This window comes from Actinomycetospora sp. TBRC 11914 (assembly GCF_012933465.1).
Lineage (GTDB): Bacteria > Actinomycetota > Actinomycetes > Mycobacteriales > Pseudonocardiaceae > Actinomycetospora.
In genome coordinates this window covers 270,437-290,838 of record NZ_JABBND010000003.1, presented here as the reverse complement: position 1 = coordinate 290,838, position 20,402 = coordinate 270,437, and the positions used below count along the sequence as shown (strand labels likewise).

The following is a 20,402-nucleotide window of genomic DNA, read 5'->3' as shown; positions in this document are numbered from 1 at the left end:
TCGACGGCGATGACCGGCAGATTCCCCTCTCAGGGCACCGACGCGGCCCCCGCGGCACCGCGCGCGGCGGGCCCTGCGGACGGGGCCGCCCACAGCGGTGGCGAGCGGTCACCGTCGTCACGCAGAGCGACGAGGAGGATCTCCGCAGGTCCGGGTGTTGCCGACGAGCAAACCGACACCGCGGACACCGCGACGCCGGAGCTGCCGGACGCGCTCGCCCGCGCCGTCACCGACTTCGCCGAGCACCTGCGGCTCGAGCGCGGGCTCTCCGAGCACACCGTGCGGGGATACACCGGCGACGTCACCGCCGCACTGCGCCACGTCGTCGCCCGCGCCGGACGGCGGGACGCCGGCGCCGCGCGGGAGGCCACCCTCGCCGACCTCGACCTCACGGTGCTCCGCTCCTGGCTGGCCGCGGGCGGTGCCGGCACCCGGCCGCGCGACGGCGAGGCCGGCCGGCGCCCGCCGCAGCGCACCACCGTGGCCCGCCGCGCCGCCGCCGCCCGCGCCTTCACCGCGTGGGCCGCCCGCACCGGCCGGGCCGAGACCGACCCCGGCGCCCGCCTCGCCTCGCCGCGGGCCCACCACCGGCTCCCCGCCGTGCTGCGGGCCGACCAGGCCGCGGCGGCGCTCGACAACGCCGCGCGCGGGGCCGCCGAGCGCGACCCGGTCGCGCTGCGCGACCACCTGCTGCTCGAGCTCCTCTACGCCACCGGCATCCGCGTGTCCGAGCTGTGCGGGCTCGACGTCGACGACGTCGACGACGCCCGCCGGACGCTGCGGGTGCTCGGCAAGGGCGCCAAGGAGCGCACCGTCGTCTACGGCGTCCCGGCCGCCGCCGCGCTGGACGCGTGGCGCGCCGACGGGCGCCCGCACCTCGCCGTCGCGGGCTCCCCGCCGGCGCTGCTGGTCGGCGCCCGCGGTGGGCGCCTCGACCCGCGGATCGCGCGCGCCGTCGTCCACGACGCGGCGCGGTCGGTCCCCGGGGCACCCGACATCGCACCGCACGGGTTGCGGCACTCGGCCGCGACGCACCTGCTCGAGGGGGGAGCGGACCTGAGAAGCGTCCAGGAGCTGCTGGGACACGCCTCACCGTCCACCACGCAGCTCTACACCCACGTGACCGCCGACCGTCTGAGGGCCGTTCATGACTCCGCCCATCCCCGCGCCTGAGCCCGAGCGGCCGGCCGGCCGGACGACCGCCGCCGTCGTCGCCCCGCTGCCCGCGCTGCCCGGCGTCGACTCCGTCTTCACCGCGCCCCGCCCGGGGCGCGGCACCGCGGTGCGCGCCCGCCCGACGACGATCCACCCGGGCACCGCCGCCGACGGCACCGTCGCCGACGAGGAGGCGATCGTCGAGGCCGGCATCGCCGAGATGTGGGCCGACTACGCCGACGCCCCGCACGACCGCACGGTCCGTGACCGGCTCGTGCTGCACTACGCGCCGCTGGTCAAGTACGTCGCCGGCCGGGTCGGCACCGGGCTGCCGTCGCACGTCGACGTCGCCGACCTCGTCCAGTGCGGGATCTTCGGCCTGGTCGACGCCATCGAGCGCTTCGAGCCCGACCGCGGGCGCAAGTTCGAGGTCTACGCGATGCAGCGCATCCGCGGCGCGATCCTCGACGAGCTGCGGTCGCAGGACTGGGTGCCGCGCTCGGTGCGCTCCCGCGCCCGCGAGATCGAGCGCGCCATCGAGCGCCTCGAGGGCCGCGAGCAGCGGACGTGCACCGACGGCGAGCTCGCCGGCGAGCTGGGCATGGAGACCTCCGACCTGCGCTCGACGTTCGGGCAGATCGCGATGACGAGCGTCGCGGCGCTCGACGAGCTCGTCGCCGCGGGCCGCTCCCACGCCGCCGGGCCGGGCGGCACGGCGCCCTCCCTCGCCGACTCGCTGCCCGACGCCGCGGCCGAGGACCCGGTGTCGGCGATGGAGTCGCGCGAGACCCGTCGCCAGCTCGCCGAGGCGATCCAGGGGCTGGCCGAGCGCGACCGCACCATCGTCGGTCTGTACTACTTCGAGAACCTGACGCTCGCCGAGATCGGCAAGGTGCTCGGGGTGACCGAGTCGCGGGTCTGCCAGCTGCACACCCGCGCGGTGCTCCGGCTGCGCGCCCGGCTCGCCGAGGCGCACGAGGCGTGATCGACGGGGTCGGCTGACCCCTACGGCCGGGCCGGCCACAGGCGGGTCCGGCCGAGGCCGACGAGCAGCAGTGGGTCGAGGTACTGCTCGCGCCGGACGTCCGGGCCGGTCCGCCACCGCAGGCCCCAGTGCAGGCAGGCGGCGGCGGGGCAGCCCGGGTGGCCCGCCTCGAGCGTGCCGAGCACGGTGCCGCGGGCCACGGGCGCGCCGGCGACGACGCGGGCCGTGACCGGTTCGTAGGTCGTGCGCAGGCCGCCCGGGTGCACGACCGACACCACGCCGCGCCCGGCCAGCATTCCGGCCTGGGCGACCACGCCGTCGCCGACGGCGAGGACCGGCGTGCCCGGCGGGTCGGCGAGGTCCACCCCGCGGTGCCCGCGGCCGTACGGGTTCGGCGGCGGGAGGAAGCGCCGGGCCACGCTCCCCGGCCCGCCGGCGGCCGGCGGACCGGTGCCGTCGAGCCCGGTGAGCGGCCACGCGAAGGCCCCGAGCGGGATCACCGGCAGGGGCGGGTCGGTCGGGGTCGCGGCGCCGGCCGTCGGGGGTGCCGGCAGCAGGACGCCGAGGAGGACGACGACGGCGAGGCACAGGCGGGACGCAGGGGTCACGGGACTGGGACGCCGGCGCGGGCTCCGCGGCTCCCTGCTGATCGCCGATCCATGATCACGGGCACGTGGGGCAGGCCGGAGGGGCGCGGGACCTGAGTGGTGTGCCCGTCGGTGGTGGCGAGCCGGCTCGGGTCGTCCGCCCGGATGATCACGGGCACGTGGGGCAGGTCGGAGTGCCGCGGGACCTGCGTGGTGTGCCCGTCGACGGCCGGGCCGGCGACGGTCCGCGGAAGCAGCCCGAGCCGGTCGGAGGCCGTCGGGGGCGCTGCGTACACTGGTGGGAGCGGCCCGCCCCCGGTGGGTCGACTTCGCGTGCCTCGACGAGCCCGCACAGCAGCCGTGCTGCCCCGTGCGCGCCATCCCTCGTGGCCGAGCGGTCCCCGGTCCGGATCACGGACCCGGGGATCGGTCACGAACGGGGCACCAGGGCGCCGGTCCGACCGGTCCGGCGCGACAACCGCAGCAGGCCCGCCCGCGGGCCGGACAGAGACCGAGGTAGCACGACCACCATGGCCGTCGTCACCATGCGACAGCTGCTGGACTCCGGTGTCCACTTCGGACACCAGACCCGGCGCTGGAACCCCAAGATGCGTCGCTTCATCTTCACCGAGCGCAACGGCATCTACATCATCGACCTGCAGCAGACGCTGTCCTACGTGGACCGCGCCTACGACTTCGTGAAGCAGACGGTCGCCCACGGCGGGACCATCCTCTTCGTCGGCACGAAGAAGCAGGCCCAGGAAGCGATCGACGACGAGGCGACCCGCGTCGGGATGCCCTTCGTCAACCAGCGCTGGCTGGGCGGCATGCTCACGAACTTCCAGACCGTGCACAAGCGGCTGCAGCGCCTCAAGGAGCTCGAGGCGATGGAGCAGTCGGGCGGCTTCGAGGGTCGCACCAAGAAGGAGATCCTCATGCTCACCCGTGAGCACGAGAAGCTCGAGAAGACCCTCGGCGGTATCCGCGACATGGCCCGCGTCCCGAGCGCGGTGTGGATCGTGGACACCAAGAAGGAGCACATCGCGGTCGGCGAGGCGCGCAAGCTCAACATCCCGGTCGTCGCGATCCTCGACACGAACTGTGACCCGGACGAGGTCGACTACCCGATCCCGGGCAACGACGACGCGATCCGCTCGGCCGCGCTGCTGACCAAGGTCGTCGCGCAGGCGTGCGCCGACGGGCTGCAGGACCGGGGCCGGCGCCAGAGCGGCACCGAGGAGGAGCCCGCCGCCGACGCCGCCGTCGAGCGCGAGTTCACCGCGGTCGGTGGCGACGGTGCCTCGGCGCCGGAGAGCCTGCCGTCGAACTCGGCGGTGGACGCCCCCGGTGACGTGCCGGTCGCGAGCCCCGAGGCCGAGGTCCACACCGAGGCCCACGAGTCGACCCAGGGGACGCCGAACCGCGGCCCGGGTGGGCCCGACCGTCCGGACCGCACCGCGGGTGTCGCCGAGACGCCGGGCGGCGAGGACGACAACGCGATCGACGCCGCGCCGTCCGCGGGCACCCCGCAGAACGGCCGCGCGAGCCGCTGACGCCACGGCGGCGGCCGCCACCCCGGCGGCCGCCGCCCGGCCCGGCTCCACCCACTCCCACCAGCGAAGACCCACGAGGGGACCCACGATGGCGAACTACACCGCCGCCGACGTGAAGAAGCTCCGCGAAGCCACCGGCTCCGGGATGATGGACTGCAAGAAGGCGCTGGAGGAGAACGACGGCGACTTCGACAAGGCCATCGAGGCGCTGCGCATCAAGGGCGCCAAGGACGTCGGCAAGCGTGCCGGCCGCACCACCGCCAACGGCGTGGTGGCCGCCCGCGACGGCTCGATGATCGAGCTGAACTCCGAGACCGACTTCGTCGCCAAGAACCCCGACTTCGTCCAGCTCGCCGACGACGTCCTCGGCGTCGCGATCGCCGAGCACGCGACCGACCTCGAGGCCCTCAAGGCCGCGAAGCTGGGCGACGGCACCGTCGAGGACGCCGTGCAGGCGCTCTCCGCCCGCATCGGCGAGAAGCTCGAGCTGCGCCGCGTCGTGACCCTGGACGGGCCGACCGCGACGTACCTGCACCGTCGTTCCTCCGACCTGCCGCCGGCGATCGGCGTCGTCGTGTCCTACACGGGCGACGACGAGGACGCCGCGCGCGGCGCCGCGATGCAGGTCGCGGCCGCCCGCCCGCTGTACACCACGCGCGAGGAGGTGCCGGCCGACGTCCTCGACGGCGAGCGCCGCGTCGCCGAGGCCACCGCGCGCGAGGAGGGCAAGCCCGAGAAGATCATCGACCGGATCGTCGAGGGTCGGCTCAACGGGTACTTCAAGGACACCGTCCTGCTCGAGCAGGACTCGGTCTCCGTCGACAAGAAGTCGGTCGGGGCGGTGCTGAAGGACGCGGGCGTCGAGCTGCGCACCTTCGCCCGCTTCGAGGTCGGCCAGCCCTGAGCCGTCCCGCCGTCCGGGTCCGCGGGACGACGCGGACCCGGACGGCGGCCACCTCCGAGCCCACTCCGACGAGGGGAGCCGTCGCCATGGCCGGAACGGAGATCGCCGACGCGTCGGCGGTCCTGACCGAGGGCCGGGAGCCGGGACCCCGACGCCGGGTGCTGCTCAAGCTCGGTGGCGAGATGTTCGGTGGGGGCGGCGTCGGGGTCGACCCGACGGTCGTGCGCACCGTCGCCCGCCAGATCGCCGAGGTCGTGCGGTCCGGGGTGCAGATCGCGGTCGTCATCGGCGGCGGCAACTTCTTCCGCGGCGAGGAGCTCTCCCAGGCCGGGATGCAGCGCCAGCGCAGCGACTACATGGGCATGCTGGGCACCGTCATGAACTGCCTGGCGCTGCAGGACTTCCTCGAGCGCGAGCACCACATCGACACGCGCGTGCAGACCGCCATCACGATGGGCCAGGTCGCCGAGTCCTACATCCCGCGGCGCGCGATCCGCCACCTCGAGAAGGGCCGCGTCGTCATCTTCGGCGCCGGCGTCGGGATGCCCTACTTCTCCACCGACACCACCGCCGCGCAGCGGGCCCTCGAGATCGAGTGCGAGGTCGTCCTGCTGGCCAAGGGCGTCGACGGCGTGTTCACGGCCGACCCCAAGATCGACCCGACGGCCACCATGTTCACCGAGATCACGCACCGCGAGGTCCTCGAGAAGGGTCTGAAGGTCGCGGACGCCACCGCCTTCAGTCTCTGCATGGACAACCAGATGCCCATCATGGTGTTCAACCTGCTGGTCGAGGGGAACATCGGGCGGGCGGTGCGGGGTGAGAGGATCGGCACGCTGGTGCACACACCGGCGCAGCACTGAGCAGGCCTCGACGGCGAGAGAGGAGTGACCCCAGTGATCGACGAGACCCTCCTCGACGCCGAGGAGAAGATGGAGAAGGCCGTCAGCGTCGCGCGGGAGGACCTCTCCGGCGTGCGGACCGGCCGGGCGAGCCCCGCGATGTTCAACCGCATCAACGTCGAGTACTACGGCTCGTACACGCCGCTGCCGCAGCTCGCGTCGGTGTCGGTGCCCGAGGCGCGCATGGCGGTCATCAAGCCCTACGACGTGAGCTCGCTGGGCGTCATGGAGCGCGCCATCCGCGACTCCGACCTCGGCGTCAACCCCTCCAACGACGGCACGATCATCCGCGTGGTGTTCCCGGAGCTCTCCGAGGAGCGCCGGCGCGACATGGTCAAGGTGGCGCGCAGCAAGGGTGAGGACGCGCGGGTCTCGATCCGCAGCGTCCGGCGCTCCGCGATGTCCGAGCTGCAGCGCATCGCCAAGGACGGCGAGGCCGGCGAGGACGAGGTCGGCCGCGCCGAGAAGGAGCTCGAGAGCACCACCGCCACGTACGTGGCCAAGATCGACGACATGGTCAAGGCCAAGGAGAGCGAGCTGCTCGAGGTCTGAGCGGCTCCACCCGGCGCCGGCGCCGGGTCCTCGATCGGGGAGGTCCGCGGTGGCGGAGGACGTGGCGGGGCCCGTCCCGTCGGACGCGGCCCCGTCGTCGAACGGCTCGGGGCCGACGGGTTCCGGGGCGACGGGCTCCGGGACGGGCGACCCCGGGTCTGCCGGCCCCGTGCCCGACGACTCCGGCTCCACCGGGTCGGAGCCCGCGACCTCGGGCGACAAGGGCTCCGGCTCCCGCGCCGGCCGCAACCTCCCGCTCGCCATCGGGGTCGCCCTGCTGATGGGCGCGGTGATCATCGTCGCGCTGCTCACCGTCCGGCAGGCCTGGATCGCGATCGTCGCCGTCTCGGCCGTCATCGGGACGTGGGAGGTCTTCGGCGCGCTGAACCGGGCGGCCGGGATCCGGCTCTCGCGGGTCCCGGTGCTCATCGGCGGCCAGGCGATGATCTGGCTCTCGTGGCCCTTCGGCACCGAGGGCATCCTCGGCTCGCTGATGGTCACGGTGCTGGGGTGCTTCGTGTGGCGGATGCGCCTGGGCGCGGCCGGCTTCGTGCGCGACGTCGGCGCCTCGATGCTCGTGCTCTGCTGGATCCCGCTGTGCATGGCCTTCGGCGCGATGCTGGTGGTCCCGGCCGACGGGACGGCCCGCGTCCTGACCTTCCTCATCGTCGTGGTCTGCTCCGACACCGGCGGCTACGCGGCCGGGGTGCTGTTCGGCAAGCACCCGATGGCCCCCAAGGTCAGCCCGAAGAAGTCCTGGGAGGGGCTGGCCGGGTCGATGGTGCTCGGCGCCGCGGGCGCCGCGCTGTCGTTGATGTGGCTGCTGCACGCGCCGTGGTGGTACGGGCTCGTCGTCGGGCCGGTGCTCGTGTGCACGGCCGTGATCGGCGACCTCGTCGAGTCGCTGGTCAAGCGTGACCTCGGGATCAAGGACATGGGCCACACGATCCCGGGGCACGGCGGTCTCATGGAGCGGCTGGACTCCCTCGTCACCTCCGCGCCGGTGGCCTGGCTGCTGCTCTTCCTGCTCGTCCCCACCGTCGCCTGACGACGCCGGTGTCGTTCCCCGGGGTGGCCGAGAGCCCCAACATCTGGCGCTGGCCCGACGTCTACGAGGCCGAGAACGCCGCCCAGGACGCCACCGGCGCCCTCTGGGAGGCGCTCGAGGAGTCCGTGGACCTCGACGGGGTCGACGTCGTCGACGTCGGGTGCGGCGACGGTTACCACCTGCCCCGGTTCGCCGCCCGGGCGCGCCACGTCGTCGGGGTCGAGCCGCACCCGCCGCTGGTGACCCGGGCGCGGGCCCGGTGCCGGGGGCTCGCGTCGGTGTCCGTGCTCGGCGGGAGCGCCGCGGCGCTGCCGCTGCCCGACGACTCGGCCGACGTCGTCCACGCCCGCACCGCCTACTTCTTCGGCCCGGGGTGCGAGCCGGGGCTGGCCGAGGCCGAGCGGGTGCTGCGGCCCGGCGGCGCGCTGGTGGTCGTCGATCTCGACGCCACCCGCCACTCCTACGGCGCCTGGATGCGGGCCTCGGCGCCGGGCTACGACCCGCGGGCCGCCGAACGGTTCTTCACCGAACACGGGTTCTCGACGCGGCGGGTCGACACCCTGTGGCGCTTCCCGGACCGCGGGACCCTCTCGGCGGTGCTGCACATCGAGTTCACCCCCTCCGTGGCCGATCGCGCCGCGGCCGGCACGCCCGGGCTCGCGCTGCCGGTCGCGTACCGGATCCACGTGCGTCGCCGTCCGAGCGGGCTGGTGCGCTCCGAGCGGGGCTGACCCACCCGGCCCGCGAGGGGCACACCGCTCTCGGGCGGGCCCGACGAGCGCCGGAGCGTCCCCCTGCCCGCCGACGCCGCTCCGCGACGCGACTACCGTGGAGGCGTGTCGTACCCGCACCCCGGCCCGTACCCGGGTGACCCCTATCGCGGTGGACAGGGCCCGGCCGGCTTCCAGCGACCGAACGGCCCGGGTGGACCGTCCGGCCCGCCCCGCGGCGGCAACCGGCCCAGCTCCCGCGGCCCGGGCCAGGGCGGCCGCCCGCCCCGCTCGGCGATCCGGCTCGACCCGGTGATCGTGGAGTGCCTGGTCGGCGTCGCCTGGCTGACGGTGGGGAGCCTGGGGCTGGGCTCGGACGGGGCGGGCACGCTCCTGCTGGCGGCCGGCATCGCGCTGGTGGTGTTCGTCCTCGTCGAGAACCGGCGCCGGGGCTCGCGGACGCTCGACGCCCGGAGCTCCGGGGACCTGTTGCGCTACGGCGCCTTCGCGGTCGGCGGCATCGTCGTGGTCTCGGTGCTGCTCGGGCTGATCTCGGAGTCGGCGTTCGCCCCCGGGATCGCGGCCGTGATCACCGGGGTCGCCTTCCTCGGGCTCGCCCGCTCGACCGGGCAGCGGCCGACGCAGTGGCTCGGCATCGCGCTGATCGTCCTCGGTGTGCTCGCGGCGCTGCTGTCCACCCAGGAGACGTCGAGCTTCGTGTCGCAGGGCCTGCTGGGCCTGCTCTGCGGCGTGCTGGTGCTGGTCTCGGCCGCGGACCGCATCGGCCTGGTCGAGACCCTGCGGGACCGGATGAGATGAGCGCACTCCCCGACGACGACGCCGTACCCCAGGACGCGACCCCGCTGCCGGTCCTGTCCCTCTCGGGCACCGGCACGCGGCGCACCCGGCCGCCCCGGCACTTCGCCGACCTCGCGCCCGACGAGCGCCGGGCCGCCGTCACCGAGCTCGGCCTGCCGGGCTTCCGGGCCGACCAGGTCGCCCGGCAGTACTTCGGCCGCTACGAGGGCGACCCGGCGGCGATGACCGATCTGCCGGCCGCCGCGCGCGAGACGCTGGCCGGGCTCTTCCCACCGCTCTTCGAGCCGGCGTCGGTGGTCGACTGCGACGGCGGCGCGACCCGCAAGACGCTGTGGCGCGCCGGCGACGGCGCCCTGGTCGAGAGCGTCCTCATGGGCTACTCCGACCGCGCCACGGTCTGCATCTCCAGCCAGGCCGGCTGCGGGATGGCCTGCCCGTTCTGCGCGACGGGGCAGGGCGGGCTGCAGCGCAACATGTCGACGGCGGAGATCGTCGAGCAGGTCCGGTCGGCCGCCGCGGCGGCCCGCGACGGGGCGCTCGGCAAGGGCGTCCCCGCCCGGCTGTCGAACATCGTCTTCATGGGGATGGGCGAGCCGCTCGCCAACTACCGGCGGGTGGTCGACGCGGTGCACCGCATCTGCGACCCGGCGCCCGAGGGCCTCGGCATCTCGCAGCGCAGCGTCACCGTCTCCACGGTCGGCCTCGTCCCGGCGATCCACCGGCTCGCCGACGAGGGCCTCCAGGTCACGCTCGCGGTCTCGCTGCACACCCCCGACGACGAGCTGCGCGACACCCTGGTCCCGGTCAACACCCGCTGGCCGGTCCGCGAGGTGTTCGAGGCCGCCCGCCACTACGCCGACGTCACCGGACGGCGGGTGTCGATCGAGTACGCCCTCATCCGGGACATCAACGACCAGCCGTGGCGCGCCGACCTGCTCGCGAAGCTCGCCCAGAAGCACCTGGGCCGGCTCGTGCACGTCAACCTCATCCCGCTCAACCCGACGCCGGGCAGCAAGTGGGACGCGAGCCCGGCGCCGGTCCAGGCGGAGTTCGTGCGGCGGGTGCGCCAGGGCGGGGTCGCGTGCACGGTGCGCGACACCCGCGGTCGCGAGATCGCGGCGGCCTGCGGACAGTTGGCCGCCCGCGGAGCGGAGCGGAGCCGGGTCGACGACCCCGCGACGGCGGGCTGAGGGTGCCCGACGCCGGAGCGGTCGTCCGGTCGATGACCCCGCGGGTCACCGAGGGCTCGGCCGACGCCGGCACCGTCGCCTGGACGCGGGCGATGCTGGCGGCCTTCCTCGGGCCGCGACTGGACACCGACCTGCTGGCGCGGGTCGGGGCCGGGCTCGAGGGGCAGCGGCTCCGCGGCGCCTATGCCGACCCCGACCCGTCGCCGGTCGCCACCCTCCGCTCCTGGGACGCCGAGCTGACGGTGCCGGGCGGCGCCGTCACCGCCGACGCGGTCACCGGGATCGGCGTCCGTTCCACCCACCGCCGCCGCGGCCTCGCCCGGCGCCTGCTCGCCGAGGACCTGGCCGCCGCGGTCCGCGCGGGCACCCCGGCCGCGGTGCTCACCTCGACCCAGGGCTCGCTCTACGAGCGCTTCGGGTTCGGCCTCGCCACGCTGTCCCGCACCATCCGGGTCGACATGACGCGGGCCCGCTTCCGCGACCCGGTGCCACGCGGCACCGTCGAGCTCGTCGACCGGCCCGACGCCGCGCTGGCCCTCGCCGGGCCGGTGCACGCCCGCGCCCGCCGTCGTCACCCCGGGGCCCTGGCCCGCACCCCGGCGCAGTGGGACGCCGTCCTCACCGGCGCCGTCGCCCACAACGGCCTCGAGCCCGACCGCCGGCGGCAGGTCGCCGTCTGGCGCGACGACGACGGCACGCCCGCCGGCTACGTCGTGCACCGCCTGGAGGAGGGCTGGTACGCGACGGGGGCCGCCACGCTCGGGATCATCGACCTGCAGGCCACGACACCCCGGGCGTACCAGGAGCTGTGGCGCCACCTGTGCTCGCACGACCTCGTCGGCACCGTCACGTGGGAGCACGCCTCGGTCGACGAGCCGGTGCCGTGGCTCCTCGACGACCACCGCGCGGTCACCGTCGAGGGGGAGCGGGCGATGCTCTGGCTGCGGGTGCTCGACGCGCCCGCCCTGCTCGCCGCGCGGCGCTACCCGCTCGAGGACGCGATCGTGCTGGAGGTCGCCGACGACGCCGGGCACACCCCCGGGCGGTGGCGTCTCGACACCCACGACCGGCTCGCCCCCGCCGTCGGACCCACCCGCGACGAGGCCGACGTCGTGCTGCCGGTGAGCGCGCTCGGCTCGGTGGTCCTCGGCGGGGTCGACCCGCGGGTGCTGGCGCGGGCCGGCCTGCTCGAGGAGGCGTCGGCCGGGGCGGCGGGCCGGCTGGCCCGGCTGCTCGCGGCGCCGTCCGTGCCCTGGAACGGGCTCGGGTTCTAGAGGATGGCGTTCTAGCGGCCGACCCTGGGCGGCTCAGACCTCCGGCGCCTCGGGCTCCTCGGCGTCGTCGCGGTCGGCCCACTCGAGCAGCGGCGCGATGTCGAACACCGCCTCGTCGATCCCGGCGTGCAGGTCCCCGGTCTCGGCGAACCGCGCGGGCATCGTCGCGATCGTGAAGTCCCCCGGCTCGACGTCTCCGACCTCGTCCCAGCGCACCGGCGCCGACACGATCCCGAGCGGCGTCCCGCGCACCGAGTACGCCGAGGCGATCGTGTGGTCGCGGGTGTTCTGGTTGTAGTCGACGAAGACCGTGCCGGGCTCGCGGTCCTTGCGCCACCACGCCGTCGTCACCAGCTTCGGTGCGCGGCGCTCGACCTCGCGCGCGAACGCCCACGCCGCCCGCCGGACCTCCCCGAAGGAGTGCTCGGGCGCGATCCGCACGTAGATGTGCAGGCCCTTGCCGCCGGAGGTCTTGGGGAAGCCGACGGCGCCGAGCTCGTCGAGGACCTCGTGCACCACCGCGGCGACCTCGCGGACGGTGCCGAACCCGACGTCGGGCATCGGGTCGAGGTCGATGCGCCACTCGTCGGGGGACTCGACGTCGGCGGCGCGGGAGTTCCACGGGTGGAACTCGACGGTCGACATCTGCACCGCCCACACGACGTCCGCGACCGAGGACACGCAGAGCTCGTCGGCGGTGCGGTTGTAGCGGGGGAAGCGGACCCGCACCGTCGGGACCCAGTCCGGCGCGCCCTTCGGGAGCCGCTTCTGGTGGACCTTCTCGCCGTCGACCCCGGTGGGGAAGCGGTGGAGCATGCAGGGCCGGTCGCGCAGGGCGTTGACGATGCCGGGGCCGACCGCGAGGTAGTAGTGGGCGAGATCGAGTTTCGTTTCGCCGCGCGCGGAGAAGTACACCCTGTCCGGGTTCGTCAGGCGCACCGTGCGGCCCTCGACCTCGAGCTCGGCTGCTTCCGCCACGTGGGCACGGTATCGGAGGTTCGGCAGATGACCCGTCGCATCGTCGTGATCGGCGGGGACGCCACCGGCATGAGCGCGGCCAGCACGGCGCTGCGCCACGCCGGGTCCGGCGAGGTCGAGGTGACCGTGCTGGAGAGCGGGCACTACACGTCGTACTCGGCGTGCGGCATCCCGTACTGGGTCGGGGGCACGGTCTCCGACGGCGACTCGCTGGTCGCCCGCGGGCCCGAGGAGCACCGCGAGGCCGGCATCGACGTGCGGATGCGCACCGAGGCCACGGCGATCGACCTCGAGAAGCAGGTGGTGTCGTTCCGCGCGGTCGACGGCGACGGTGACGACGGCGAGATCTCCTACGACGACCTCGTGATCGCCACCGGCGCGCGGCCCCTGCGCCCGCCGCTCGACGGCATCGACGCCGAGGGCATCTTCGGGGTGCAGTCGCTGGAGGACGGCGAGGCGATCATCTCCGATCTCGGCGACGGTGGCCGTCGGCGGGCCGTCGTCGTCGGCGCCGGCTACATCGGCGTCGAGATGGCCGAGGCGATGGTGCTGCGCGACCTCGAGGTGACGATCCTCGACCACGCGCCCGAGCCCTTCACCCAGATCGACCCCGACATGGGGGCGATCGTGCGCGAGGCCATGCAGGGCATGGGGATGACGGTGCTCAACGGGGTCACCGTGGAGGGCTTCGACGTCGGTGACGACGGCCGGGTCACCGCGGTGCGGACCGACCGGGAGACGATCCCCGCGGACATCGTCGTGCTCGGGCTTGGGGTGCGGCCCAACGTGGACCTCGCGCGGGAGGCCGGGCTGACGGTGGGGGAGTCCGGCGGGCTCGTCACCGACGTCCAGATGCGCTGCGTGGGCCACGACAACGTCTGGGCCGGCGGCGACTGCGTCGAGGTCCACCACCGACTGTCGAAGAAGGGCGTGGCGATCGCGCTCGGCACCCACGCCAACAAGCACGGTCGGATCATCGGCACGAACCTCGCCGGCGGCTACGGGGCGTTCCCCGGCGTCCTGGGCACCGCGATCTCGAAGGTGTGCTCGCTGGAGATCGGCCGGACGGGGCTCGGGGAGGCCGAGGCGAGGGCGGCGGGCTACGGCTACGTGACGACGACGATCGAGTCGACCAACGTCGCGGGCTACTTCCCGGGCGCGGAGACGATGACGGTGAAGGTGCTCGCCGAGAAGCGGACCGGGAAGCTGCTCGGCGCGCAGATCGTCGGGCGGGCCGAGTCGGCGAAGCGGATCGACGTGTTCGCCACGGCGATCTGGCACCACATGGACGTCGAGGAGATGACGTTCATGGACCTGTCCTACGCGCCGCCGTTCTCGCCGGTCTGGGACGCCGTCCTGGTCGCGGCCCGGAAGGCCGCGAAGGCCGTCGAGGGGAACATGCCGGTCTCGCCCGCATAGGTGCGCTCCGCGCTCGTGAGCACAAAGTGTCGCTATACCGACACTTTCTGCTCACGAGGCCGGAGGCCACCTACCCGACGTGCACCGCCGGCCGCCGGGCCGGGTCCGGCTCGGCCTCCCGGAGCACCTCGCGGGCGACCGGCGCGACCTCGCCGACCCCGAAAAGCAGGTAGCGCACGAGGTTGATCGCGGGGTTGCCCTCGGTCCACTCGAAGTAGACGTGGGGCACCCGGCCGGTCCGGTCGCGCAGCTCGAGCAGCAGCGCCGCGATCGCGTTGGGCACGCTGGCCGCCCGCGCCCGCAGGATGCGGTAGCCGTGCCGGTGCTCGCCGTGGACGTGGAGCTCCTCCTCGAAGTCCGAGGGGTCCCCGACGGTGATCTCCACGAAGATCAGCGCGTCACCGGACGGGATGTGGTGGTCGTAGCGCTCCTCGAGCTCCTTGTCGTGGTACTCGGCGTGGTCGCGGCGGTCGGGCTCGTTCGCGATGAGCCGGATCGTCGACTCCGGGTCCTCGGTGTGCGCCTCGCGCAGGACCGCGTCGGCCTCGGCGTCGAGGTGCACGGCGGTGATGCGCAGCTCGAAGGACCGCGCCGCCCGCGAGGCGAAGGAGACGACCATGATCGCCACCACGAAGATGAGGCCGATCTTGAGGCCCTCGGGCCGCTCGACCATGTTCGTCACCGTCGTGTAGACGAACACGACGCTCACCACGGCGAACCCGGCGAACGCCGCCCGCTGCCCGTGCTTGCGTGCCGAGAGCGTCACCGCGATCGACGCGGAGGTGATGAGCACCAGGACGCCGGTCGCGTACGCCCCGGACTGGGCGTCGACGCTCGCGTCGAAGATGACCGTCACGACGATGCCGATCAGCGTGAACACCACGACCATCGGCCGCACCGCGCGGGCCCAGTCCGGCGCCATGCCGTAGCGCGGGAGGTAGCGCGGGACGAGGTTGAGCAGCCCGGCCATCGCCGAGGCCCCCGCGAACCAGAGGATGACGATCGTCGAGAGGTCGTAGGCGGTGCCGATCACGTCGCCGAACTGCTCGTGGGCGAGGTAGGCCAGCGCGCGCCCGTTGGCGGGCCCGTCCGGGGCGAACGCCGGCAGCGGGATGAGCACGGTGCACGCGAAGCTCGAGGTGACCAGGAAGGCGCTCATGATCAGTGCCGCCGTCGTGAGGAGCTTGCGGGCCCCGGCGATGCGGCCCTCGGGGGAGCGCTCGGTGTCGCCCTCGGCGCCCCGGATCAGCGGCATCACCGTCACGCCGGTCTCGAAGCCGGAGAGCCCGAGCGCGAGCTTGGGGAACACGAGCAGGGCGATCCCGATGATCGCGAAGACGTTCCCGCCGTGGCTCTGGGTCAGCGCCGCGCCCCAGTCGACGACGAGCTGCGGCGCGGTCGCGATCCTCACCAGCGCGCCGACCACGACGACGAGGTTCATCACCAGGTAGACCCCGACGATGACGACCGCGATCCCGATGGCCTCGTGGAACCCGGCGAGGAACACCGCGCCGAGCAGCAGGATCAGGCCGATCGTCAGCGGCACCTCCCAGCCGGACAGCGCGCCGCCGACGAGGGGGTTCTCGACGACGTGCGCCGACGCGTCGGCCGCGGAGAGCGTGATGGTGATGACGAAGTCGGTGGCGGCGAACCCGAGCAGCACGAGCACGAGCAGCTTGGACCACCAGTACGACAGCAGCCGCTCGAGCATCGCGACCGAGCCCTCACCGCGCGGCGACTCCCGCGCGACGCGCCGGTAGATCGGCAGCGCCCCGAGCAGGGTCAGGGCGACCAGCACGATCGTGGCGATCGGCGAGACCAGCCCGGCGGCCGCCACCGCGACGGCCGGCTGGTAGCCCAGCGTCGAGAAGTAGTCGACGCCGGTGAGGCACATGACGCGCCACCACGGCTTGCCCTCGGTGGGGTCCGGTCCCCGGACACCGGGGCCGGTGTGGCGGCTGGAGCGGTCGACCAGGCCCTCGAGCAGCCAGCGCCGCAGCGCCGCCGGGCGCGTGCTCGTGTCGGTCACACCGCGGGAACGCGTCAGCGGCGCCAGGAGGTGCGGGCGCGGATGACGGAGCCGAGGGAGAGTGAGAAGAAGGCGATGGCGATGACCACCAGCCAGATGTCCTCCTCCTTCCCCACGTGGTTGCCGTGGAGCAGGATCAGGCAGACGGCCGCGACGACGAAGCCGGCGAGCCGGGCGACCTTCGGGTAGTGCCCGTGCCACCCCCACTCGACCGAGGGCTCGTCGTCGGACGACACGCCGTTGACGACGACCGCGCGGTGCGTGTCGCCCTGCGCGACCTCGCCGTGCGCCTGACGGGCAGGCGTCGAGCTGCTCGCCACCGGGTCCTCCTCGCGGTTCGTGTCCCCGGTCCCGGGGGCTCGCGCGCCAACCTATCCGCCCGCGGCTCGCGGGGCGATCGGTGGGCGGGCCAGGATGGCGGTGATGGCCACCTCCGCACCGCAGACCGCGCCCGACCGCCGCCCGGTGGTCCTCCTCGGCTCCACCGGGTCGATCGGCACCCAGGCGCTCGACGTCGTGCGGACCCACCCCGACCGCCTCACCGTCACCGCGCTGGCCGCCGGCGGCGGGCGCCCCGAGCTGCTCGCCGCGCAGGCCGCGGAGTTCGGGGTGGCGACGGTGGCCGTGGCCGACCTGGCTGCGGCGGCCCCCGTCGAGCACGCCCTGCGCGCGGCCGGCTCGCGGGCCGCCGTCGTCGCGGGCCCCGACGCCCTGACCGAGGTCGCCGGCGCGGCCGGCCCGGGCAGCGTCGTGCTCAACGCGGTGGACGGGTCGCGGGGGCTCGCGCCGACCCTCGCCGCGCTGCGCGCCGGCGCGACGCTCGCGCTGGCGAACAAGGAGTCGCTGGTCGCCGGCGGGCCGCTGGTGACCCGCGCGGCGACCCCCGGCCAGATCGTGCCGGTGGACTCCGAGCACTCCGCGATCGCGCAGTGCCTGCGCTCCGGGTCGGCGAGCGAGGTCGACCGGATCGTGCTCACCGCCTCCGGGGGGCCGTTCCGGGGCCGCAGCCGCGCGGAGCTCGCCGAGGTCGCCCTCGACGACGCCCTCGCCCACCCGACGTGGGCGATGGGTCCGGTGGTGACGCTGAACTCGTCGACGCTGGTCAACAAGGGCCTCGAGCTCATCGAGGCGCACCTGCTGTTCGGGGTGCCCTACGAGCGGATCGACGTCGTCGTGCACCCGCAGTCGATGGTCCACTCGATGGTGACCTTCGCCGACGGCGCGACGATCGCGCAGGCGAGCCCGCCCGACATGCACCTGCCGATCGCGCTCGCGCTCGGCTGGCCGGAGCGGCTGGCGGGGGCGTCGCGGCGGGAGACGTTCGCCGCGGCGTCGGCGTGGACGTTCGAGCCCCTCGACGCGACGGCCTTCCCGGCGGTGGACCTGGCGCGGGCGGCCGGGTCGGCGGGCGGCTGCCTCCCGGCGGTGTTCAACGCCGCGAACGAGGAGGCCGTGCGCGGGTTCCTCGCCGGGCGGGGCACGTGGCTGGGCATCGTCGACACCGTCGCGGAGGTGCTCAGCGCCGCGGACGGGTGGTCGCGCGACCCCGCCGACGTGGCCGACGTGCTCGCCGCCGAGGACTGGGCGCGGGCCCGCGCGGGGGAGATCCTGGGGGCGGCGCGCGCCCGAGGTCGCTGACGCCCCACGTCGGGATCACCGGGGCTCCAGATACCGTGGCGCCCCGTGATGCTCGTCGTCGGGATCGTGCTCTTCGCGCTCGGTCTGCTGTTCTCCATCGCCTGGCACGAGCTCGGCCACTTCACGACCGCGCGGTGGTTCGGGGTCCGGGTGCCGGAGTTCATGGTCGGGTTCGGGCCGACCCTGTTCTCCCGTCAGCGCGGCGAGACCTCGTTCGGGATCAAGGCCATCCCGCTGGGTGGCTACATCCGGATGATCGGGATGGTGCCGCCCGCCCCCGGCGAGCGCATCGGCCGCAGCCGGCGGTCGGGGCCGTTCCAGGGGCTCATCGACGACGTCCGGGCCGACTCGGCGCGCGACATCATGCCCGGCGACGAGGAACGGCAGTTCTGGACGCGCAAGCCGTGGCAGCGCATCGTCGTGATGTTCGCCGGGCCGTTCATGAACCTGGTCCTGGCCGCGGTGCTGTTCATCATCGTGCTCATGGGCTTCGGGATCCCGACCTCGCAGCCCGTCGTCAGCGCGGTCAGCGAGTGCGTGGTGCCCGCCTCCCAGGCGACCCCCGACAACCGCTGCCCGCCGGGCGCCCCGCCGACCCCGGCCGCGCAGGCCGGGTTCCGGGCCGGCGACCGGATCGTCAGCTTCGAGGGACGCACGTTCGACTCGTGGCAGGACCTGCAGCTCGCCATCCGGGACGCCAAGGGGACCGTCCCGGTCGTCGTCGAGCGGGCGCAGCCCGGTGGCGGCGTCCAGACCCTGACGCTGTACCCCCGACTCATCCAGACCCAGCTGCTCGACCTCGACTCGGCGCAGTCCGGCCAACCGCGCTACGTCACCGGGTCCTTCCTCGGGCTGACCCCGATCCAGCCGGTGACGCGCCAGACCCCCGGGCAGGTCGTGGACTACACGGGCCAGATGTTCTCCAACGTCGTCACGAGCATCGCGGCGCTGCCCCACAAGGTCCCGGCGCTGTTCGGCGCGGTGTTCCTCGGCCAGCAGCGCGACCCGGCCGGGCCGGTCAGCGTCGTCGGGGTGTCGGTGCTCGGCGGCGAGGTCCTCGCCTCCGACCAGCCGGTGACCACCGAGATCGCGACGATGCTGCAGCTGCTCGCCGCGGTGAACATCTCGCTGTTCCTGCTGAACCTGCTGCCGATCCTGCCCCTCGACGGCGGGCACATCCTGCCCGCGCTGTGGGAGGCGGCGAAGAAGCGGTTCGCGCGGATGCGGGGACGCCCGGACCCCGGTCCGGTGGACATGGCCCGGCTCATGCCGATCGCCTACGGGTTCGCCATCCTGATCATGCTCTACGGCGGGCTGGTGATCGTCGCGGACATCGTCAACCCCATCAAGCTGAACCTCTGACGGCGCGCCGGTGACGGTCGTCGGGGGATAGCGCGGCTCACGTGCGCGACGGCAGCGTCGTGCGCTGCGCTGTAGCAGACTGGACGCCATGACGATCGATCTGGGCATGCCGGAGGCGCCCGCGGTGCTCGCGCCGCGCCGCAGGACCCGTCAGCTCGACGTCGGGGGCGTCGGGGTCGGCAGCGACCACCCGGTGTCGGTCCAGTCGATGACGACGACGCTCACGGCCGACGTCAACGCCACCCTGCAGCAGATCGCCGAGCTCACCGCCGCGGGCTGCGACATCGTGCGCGTGGCCTGCCCGTCCGCCGACGACGCCGAGGCCCTGCCGGCGATCGCGAGGAAGTCCGGCATCCCGGTGATCGCCGACATCCACTTCCAGCCGAAGTACGTGTTCGCCGCGATCGACGCCGGCTGTGCGGGCGTGCGCGTGAACCCGGGCAACATCAAGAAGTTCGACGACAAGGTCGGCGACATCGCGAAGGCCGCCAAGGACGCCGGGATCCCGATCCGCATCGGGGTCAACGCCGGGTCCCTCGAGCCCTCGATCATGGCGAAGTACGGCAAGGCGACGCCCGAGGCGCTGGTCGAGTCCGCGCTGTGGGAGGCGAGCCTGTTCGCCGAGCACGACTACCACGACATCAAGATCTCGGTGAAGCACCACGACCCGGTGACCATGGTGCGCGCCTACGAGCTCCTCGCCGAGCAGTGCGACTACCCGCTGCACCTCGGCGTCACCGAGGCCGGCCCGACGTTCCAGGGGACGATCAAGTCGGCGACCGCGTTCGGCGCGCTGCTCTCCCGCGGCATCGGCGACACCATCCGCGTCTCGCTCTCGGCGCCGCCGATCGAGGAGGTGCGGGTCGGGCTGTCGATCCTCGAGTCGCTCAACCTGCGCCCGCGCAAGCTCGAGATCGTGTCGTGCCCGTCGTGCGGGCGCGCGCAGGTCGACGTCTACAAGCTCGCCGACGAGGTCACCGCCGGGCTCGAGGGCATGGAGGTGCCGCTGCGGGTGGCCGTCATGGGCTGCGTCGTCAACGGCCCCGGCGAGGCCCGCGACGCGGACCTCGGCGTGGCGTCGGGCAACGGCAAGGGCCAGATCTTCGTCAAGGGCGAGGTCATCAAGACGGTGCCCGAGGCGCAGATCGTCGAGACCCTGATCGAGGAGGCCATGCGGCTGGCCGAGGAGTCGGGCGAGGACGAGCTCGCCGGCGGCCAGGCCGGGGGCGCGCCCACCGTCACCGTCGGGTAGCGCCCTGCCTCGCGGCGAGGGCACGTCCGGCATCCGCAGACGCCG

General features: G+C 74.1%; 20 protein-coding genes. 15 read left to right on the top strand and 5 right to left on the bottom strand.

Annotated features, from left to right (window positions below; genetic code table 11):
* The first annotated feature begins 9 nt into the window (after positions 1-9).
* Both HH311_RS09485 and HH311_RS09480 read left to right on the top strand, forming a co-directional pair.
* Positions 10-1,173, top strand: coding sequence for a tyrosine-type recombinase/integrase (locus tag HH311_RS09485; RefSeq protein WP_248292342.1), 1,164 nt, complete (start codon positions 10-12; stop codon positions 1,171-1,173).
* Positions 1,148-2,140, top strand: a complete 993-nt coding sequence (locus HH311_RS09480) for a FliA/WhiG family RNA polymerase sigma factor (protein WP_169183364.1) — start codon at positions 1,148-1,150, stop codon at positions 2,138-2,140. The genes HH311_RS09485 and HH311_RS09480 overlap by 26 nt, the downstream gene beginning before the upstream one ends.
* Positions 2,141-2,160: 20 nt before the next feature.
* Here the strand turns inward: HH311_RS09480 and HH311_RS31545 are convergent, their stop codons facing one another.
* Both HH311_RS31545 and HH311_RS31540 read right to left on the bottom strand, forming a co-directional pair.
* Positions 2,161-2,748: a M23 family metallopeptidase gene (locus tag HH311_RS31545; RefSeq protein ID WP_312030035.1), complete on the bottom strand. Its 588-nt coding sequence runs from the start codon at positions 2,746-2,748 to the stop codon at positions 2,161-2,163.
* On the bottom strand, positions 2,745-3,023 hold the full coding sequence (locus tag HH311_RS31540; RefSeq protein ID WP_248292341.1) for a hypothetical protein: 279 nt from the start codon (positions 3,021-3,023) through the stop codon (positions 2,745-2,747). Before HH311_RS31540 ends, HH311_RS31545 begins: the two co-directional genes overlap by 4 nt.
* A gap of 234 nt (positions 3,024-3,257) precedes the next feature.
* Between HH311_RS31540 and rpsB the strand changes: the two genes are divergently transcribed.
* The 9 genes from rpsB (at position 3,258) to HH311_RS09430 (ending at position 11,679) form a co-directional block, all read left to right on the top strand.
* The gene (gene rpsB, locus HH311_RS09470) at positions 3,258-4,280 is read left to right on the top strand and encodes a 30S ribosomal protein S2 (protein WP_169183362.1); all 1,023 of its coding nucleotides are present in this window, start codon (positions 3,258-3,260) and stop codon (positions 4,278-4,280) included.
* Positions 4,281-4,368: 88 nt separating this feature from the next.
* Positions 4,369-5,184 (top strand): translation elongation factor Ts, encoded by an 816-nt coding sequence (gene tsf, locus HH311_RS09465; protein WP_169183361.1) that lies wholly within the window; start codon positions 4,369-4,371, stop codon positions 5,182-5,184.
* Between the two features lie 86 nt (positions 5,185-5,270).
* Entirely contained in the window at positions 5,271-6,047 is a 777-nt protein-coding gene (pyrH, locus tag HH311_RS09460; protein WP_282439548.1) for a UMP kinase, read from the top strand.
* Positions 6,048-6,080: 33 nt separating this feature from the next.
* On the top strand, positions 6,081-6,638 hold the full coding sequence (frr, locus tag HH311_RS09455; RefSeq protein ID WP_169183360.1) for a ribosome recycling factor: 558 nt from the start codon (positions 6,081-6,083) through the stop codon (positions 6,636-6,638).
* Positions 6,639-6,687: 49 nt separating this feature from the next.
* Entirely contained in the window at positions 6,688-7,686 is a 999-nt protein-coding gene (locus tag HH311_RS09450) for a phosphatidate cytidylyltransferase (RefSeq protein ID WP_312030034.1), read from the top strand.
* Between the two features lie 23 nt (positions 7,687-7,709).
* Positions 7,710-8,417, top strand: a complete 708-nt coding sequence (locus HH311_RS09445) for a class I SAM-dependent methyltransferase (RefSeq protein WP_169183359.1) — start codon at positions 7,710-7,712, stop codon at positions 8,415-8,417.
* A gap of 105 nt (positions 8,418-8,522) precedes the next feature.
* Positions 8,523-9,215: a hypothetical protein gene (locus HH311_RS09440; protein ID WP_169183358.1), complete on the top strand. Its 693-nt coding sequence runs from the start codon at positions 8,523-8,525 to the stop codon at positions 9,213-9,215.
* Complete coding sequence (gene rlmN / locus HH311_RS09435) at positions 9,212-10,405, top strand: 23S rRNA (adenine(2503)-C(2))-methyltransferase RlmN (RefSeq protein ID WP_248292340.1); 1,194 nt, start codon at positions 9,212-9,214, stop codon at positions 10,403-10,405. Before HH311_RS09440 ends, rlmN begins: the two co-directional genes overlap by 4 nt.
* 32 nt (positions 10,406-10,437) lie before the next feature.
* Positions 10,438-11,679, top strand: a complete 1,242-nt coding sequence (locus HH311_RS09430) for a GNAT family N-acetyltransferase (protein WP_169183357.1) — start codon at positions 10,438-10,440, stop codon at positions 11,677-11,679.
* Positions 11,680-11,712: 33 nt separating this feature from the next.
* On the opposite strand, the gene ligD is transcribed toward HH311_RS09430, so the two are convergent.
* Positions 11,713-12,657, bottom strand: a complete 945-nt coding sequence (gene ligD, locus HH311_RS09425) for a non-homologous end-joining DNA ligase (RefSeq protein ID WP_169183356.1) — start codon at positions 12,655-12,657, stop codon at positions 11,713-11,715.
* Between the two features lie 27 nt (positions 12,658-12,684).
* Between ligD and HH311_RS09420 the strand changes: the two genes are divergently transcribed.
* The gene (locus HH311_RS09420; protein ID WP_169183355.1) at positions 12,685-14,076 is read left to right on the top strand and encodes an FAD-dependent oxidoreductase; all 1,392 of its coding nucleotides are present in this window, start codon (positions 12,685-12,687) and stop codon (positions 14,074-14,076) included.
* 70 nt (positions 14,077-14,146) lie between these two features.
* Here the strand turns inward: HH311_RS09420 and HH311_RS09415 are convergent, their stop codons facing one another.
* Together HH311_RS09415 and HH311_RS31535 are read right to left on the bottom strand one after the other, a co-directional pair.
* On the bottom strand, positions 14,147-16,105 hold the full coding sequence (locus HH311_RS09415) for an amino acid transporter (protein ID WP_169183354.1): 1,959 nt from the start codon (positions 16,103-16,105) through the stop codon (positions 14,147-14,149).
* 14 nt (positions 16,106-16,119) lie between these two features.
* Positions 16,120-16,425, bottom strand: a complete 306-nt coding sequence (locus tag HH311_RS31535) for a DUF2631 domain-containing protein (RefSeq protein ID WP_169183353.1) — start codon at positions 16,423-16,425, stop codon at positions 16,120-16,122.
* Positions 16,426-16,519: 94 nt separating this feature from the next.
* On the opposite strand from HH311_RS31535, the gene dxr reads away from it, so the two are divergent.
* From dxr to ispG, 3 genes are all read left to right on the top strand, one after another.
* On the top strand, positions 16,520-17,743 hold the full coding sequence (gene dxr, locus HH311_RS09405; RefSeq protein WP_169183352.1) for a 1-deoxy-D-xylulose-5-phosphate reductoisomerase: 1,224 nt from the start codon (positions 16,520-16,522) through the stop codon (positions 17,741-17,743).
* A gap of 48 nt (positions 17,744-17,791) precedes the next feature.
* On the top strand, positions 17,792-19,105 hold the full coding sequence (locus HH311_RS09400; RefSeq protein WP_169183424.1) for an RIP metalloprotease: 1,314 nt from the start codon (positions 17,792-17,794) through the stop codon (positions 19,103-19,105).
* Positions 19,106-19,193: 88 nt separating this feature from the next.
* Complete coding sequence (ispG, locus tag HH311_RS09395) at positions 19,194-20,357, top strand: flavodoxin-dependent (E)-4-hydroxy-3-methylbut-2-enyl-diphosphate synthase (RefSeq protein WP_169183351.1); 1,164 nt, start codon at positions 19,194-19,196, stop codon at positions 20,355-20,357.
* The last annotated feature ends 45 nt before the right edge of the window (positions 20,358-20,402 follow it).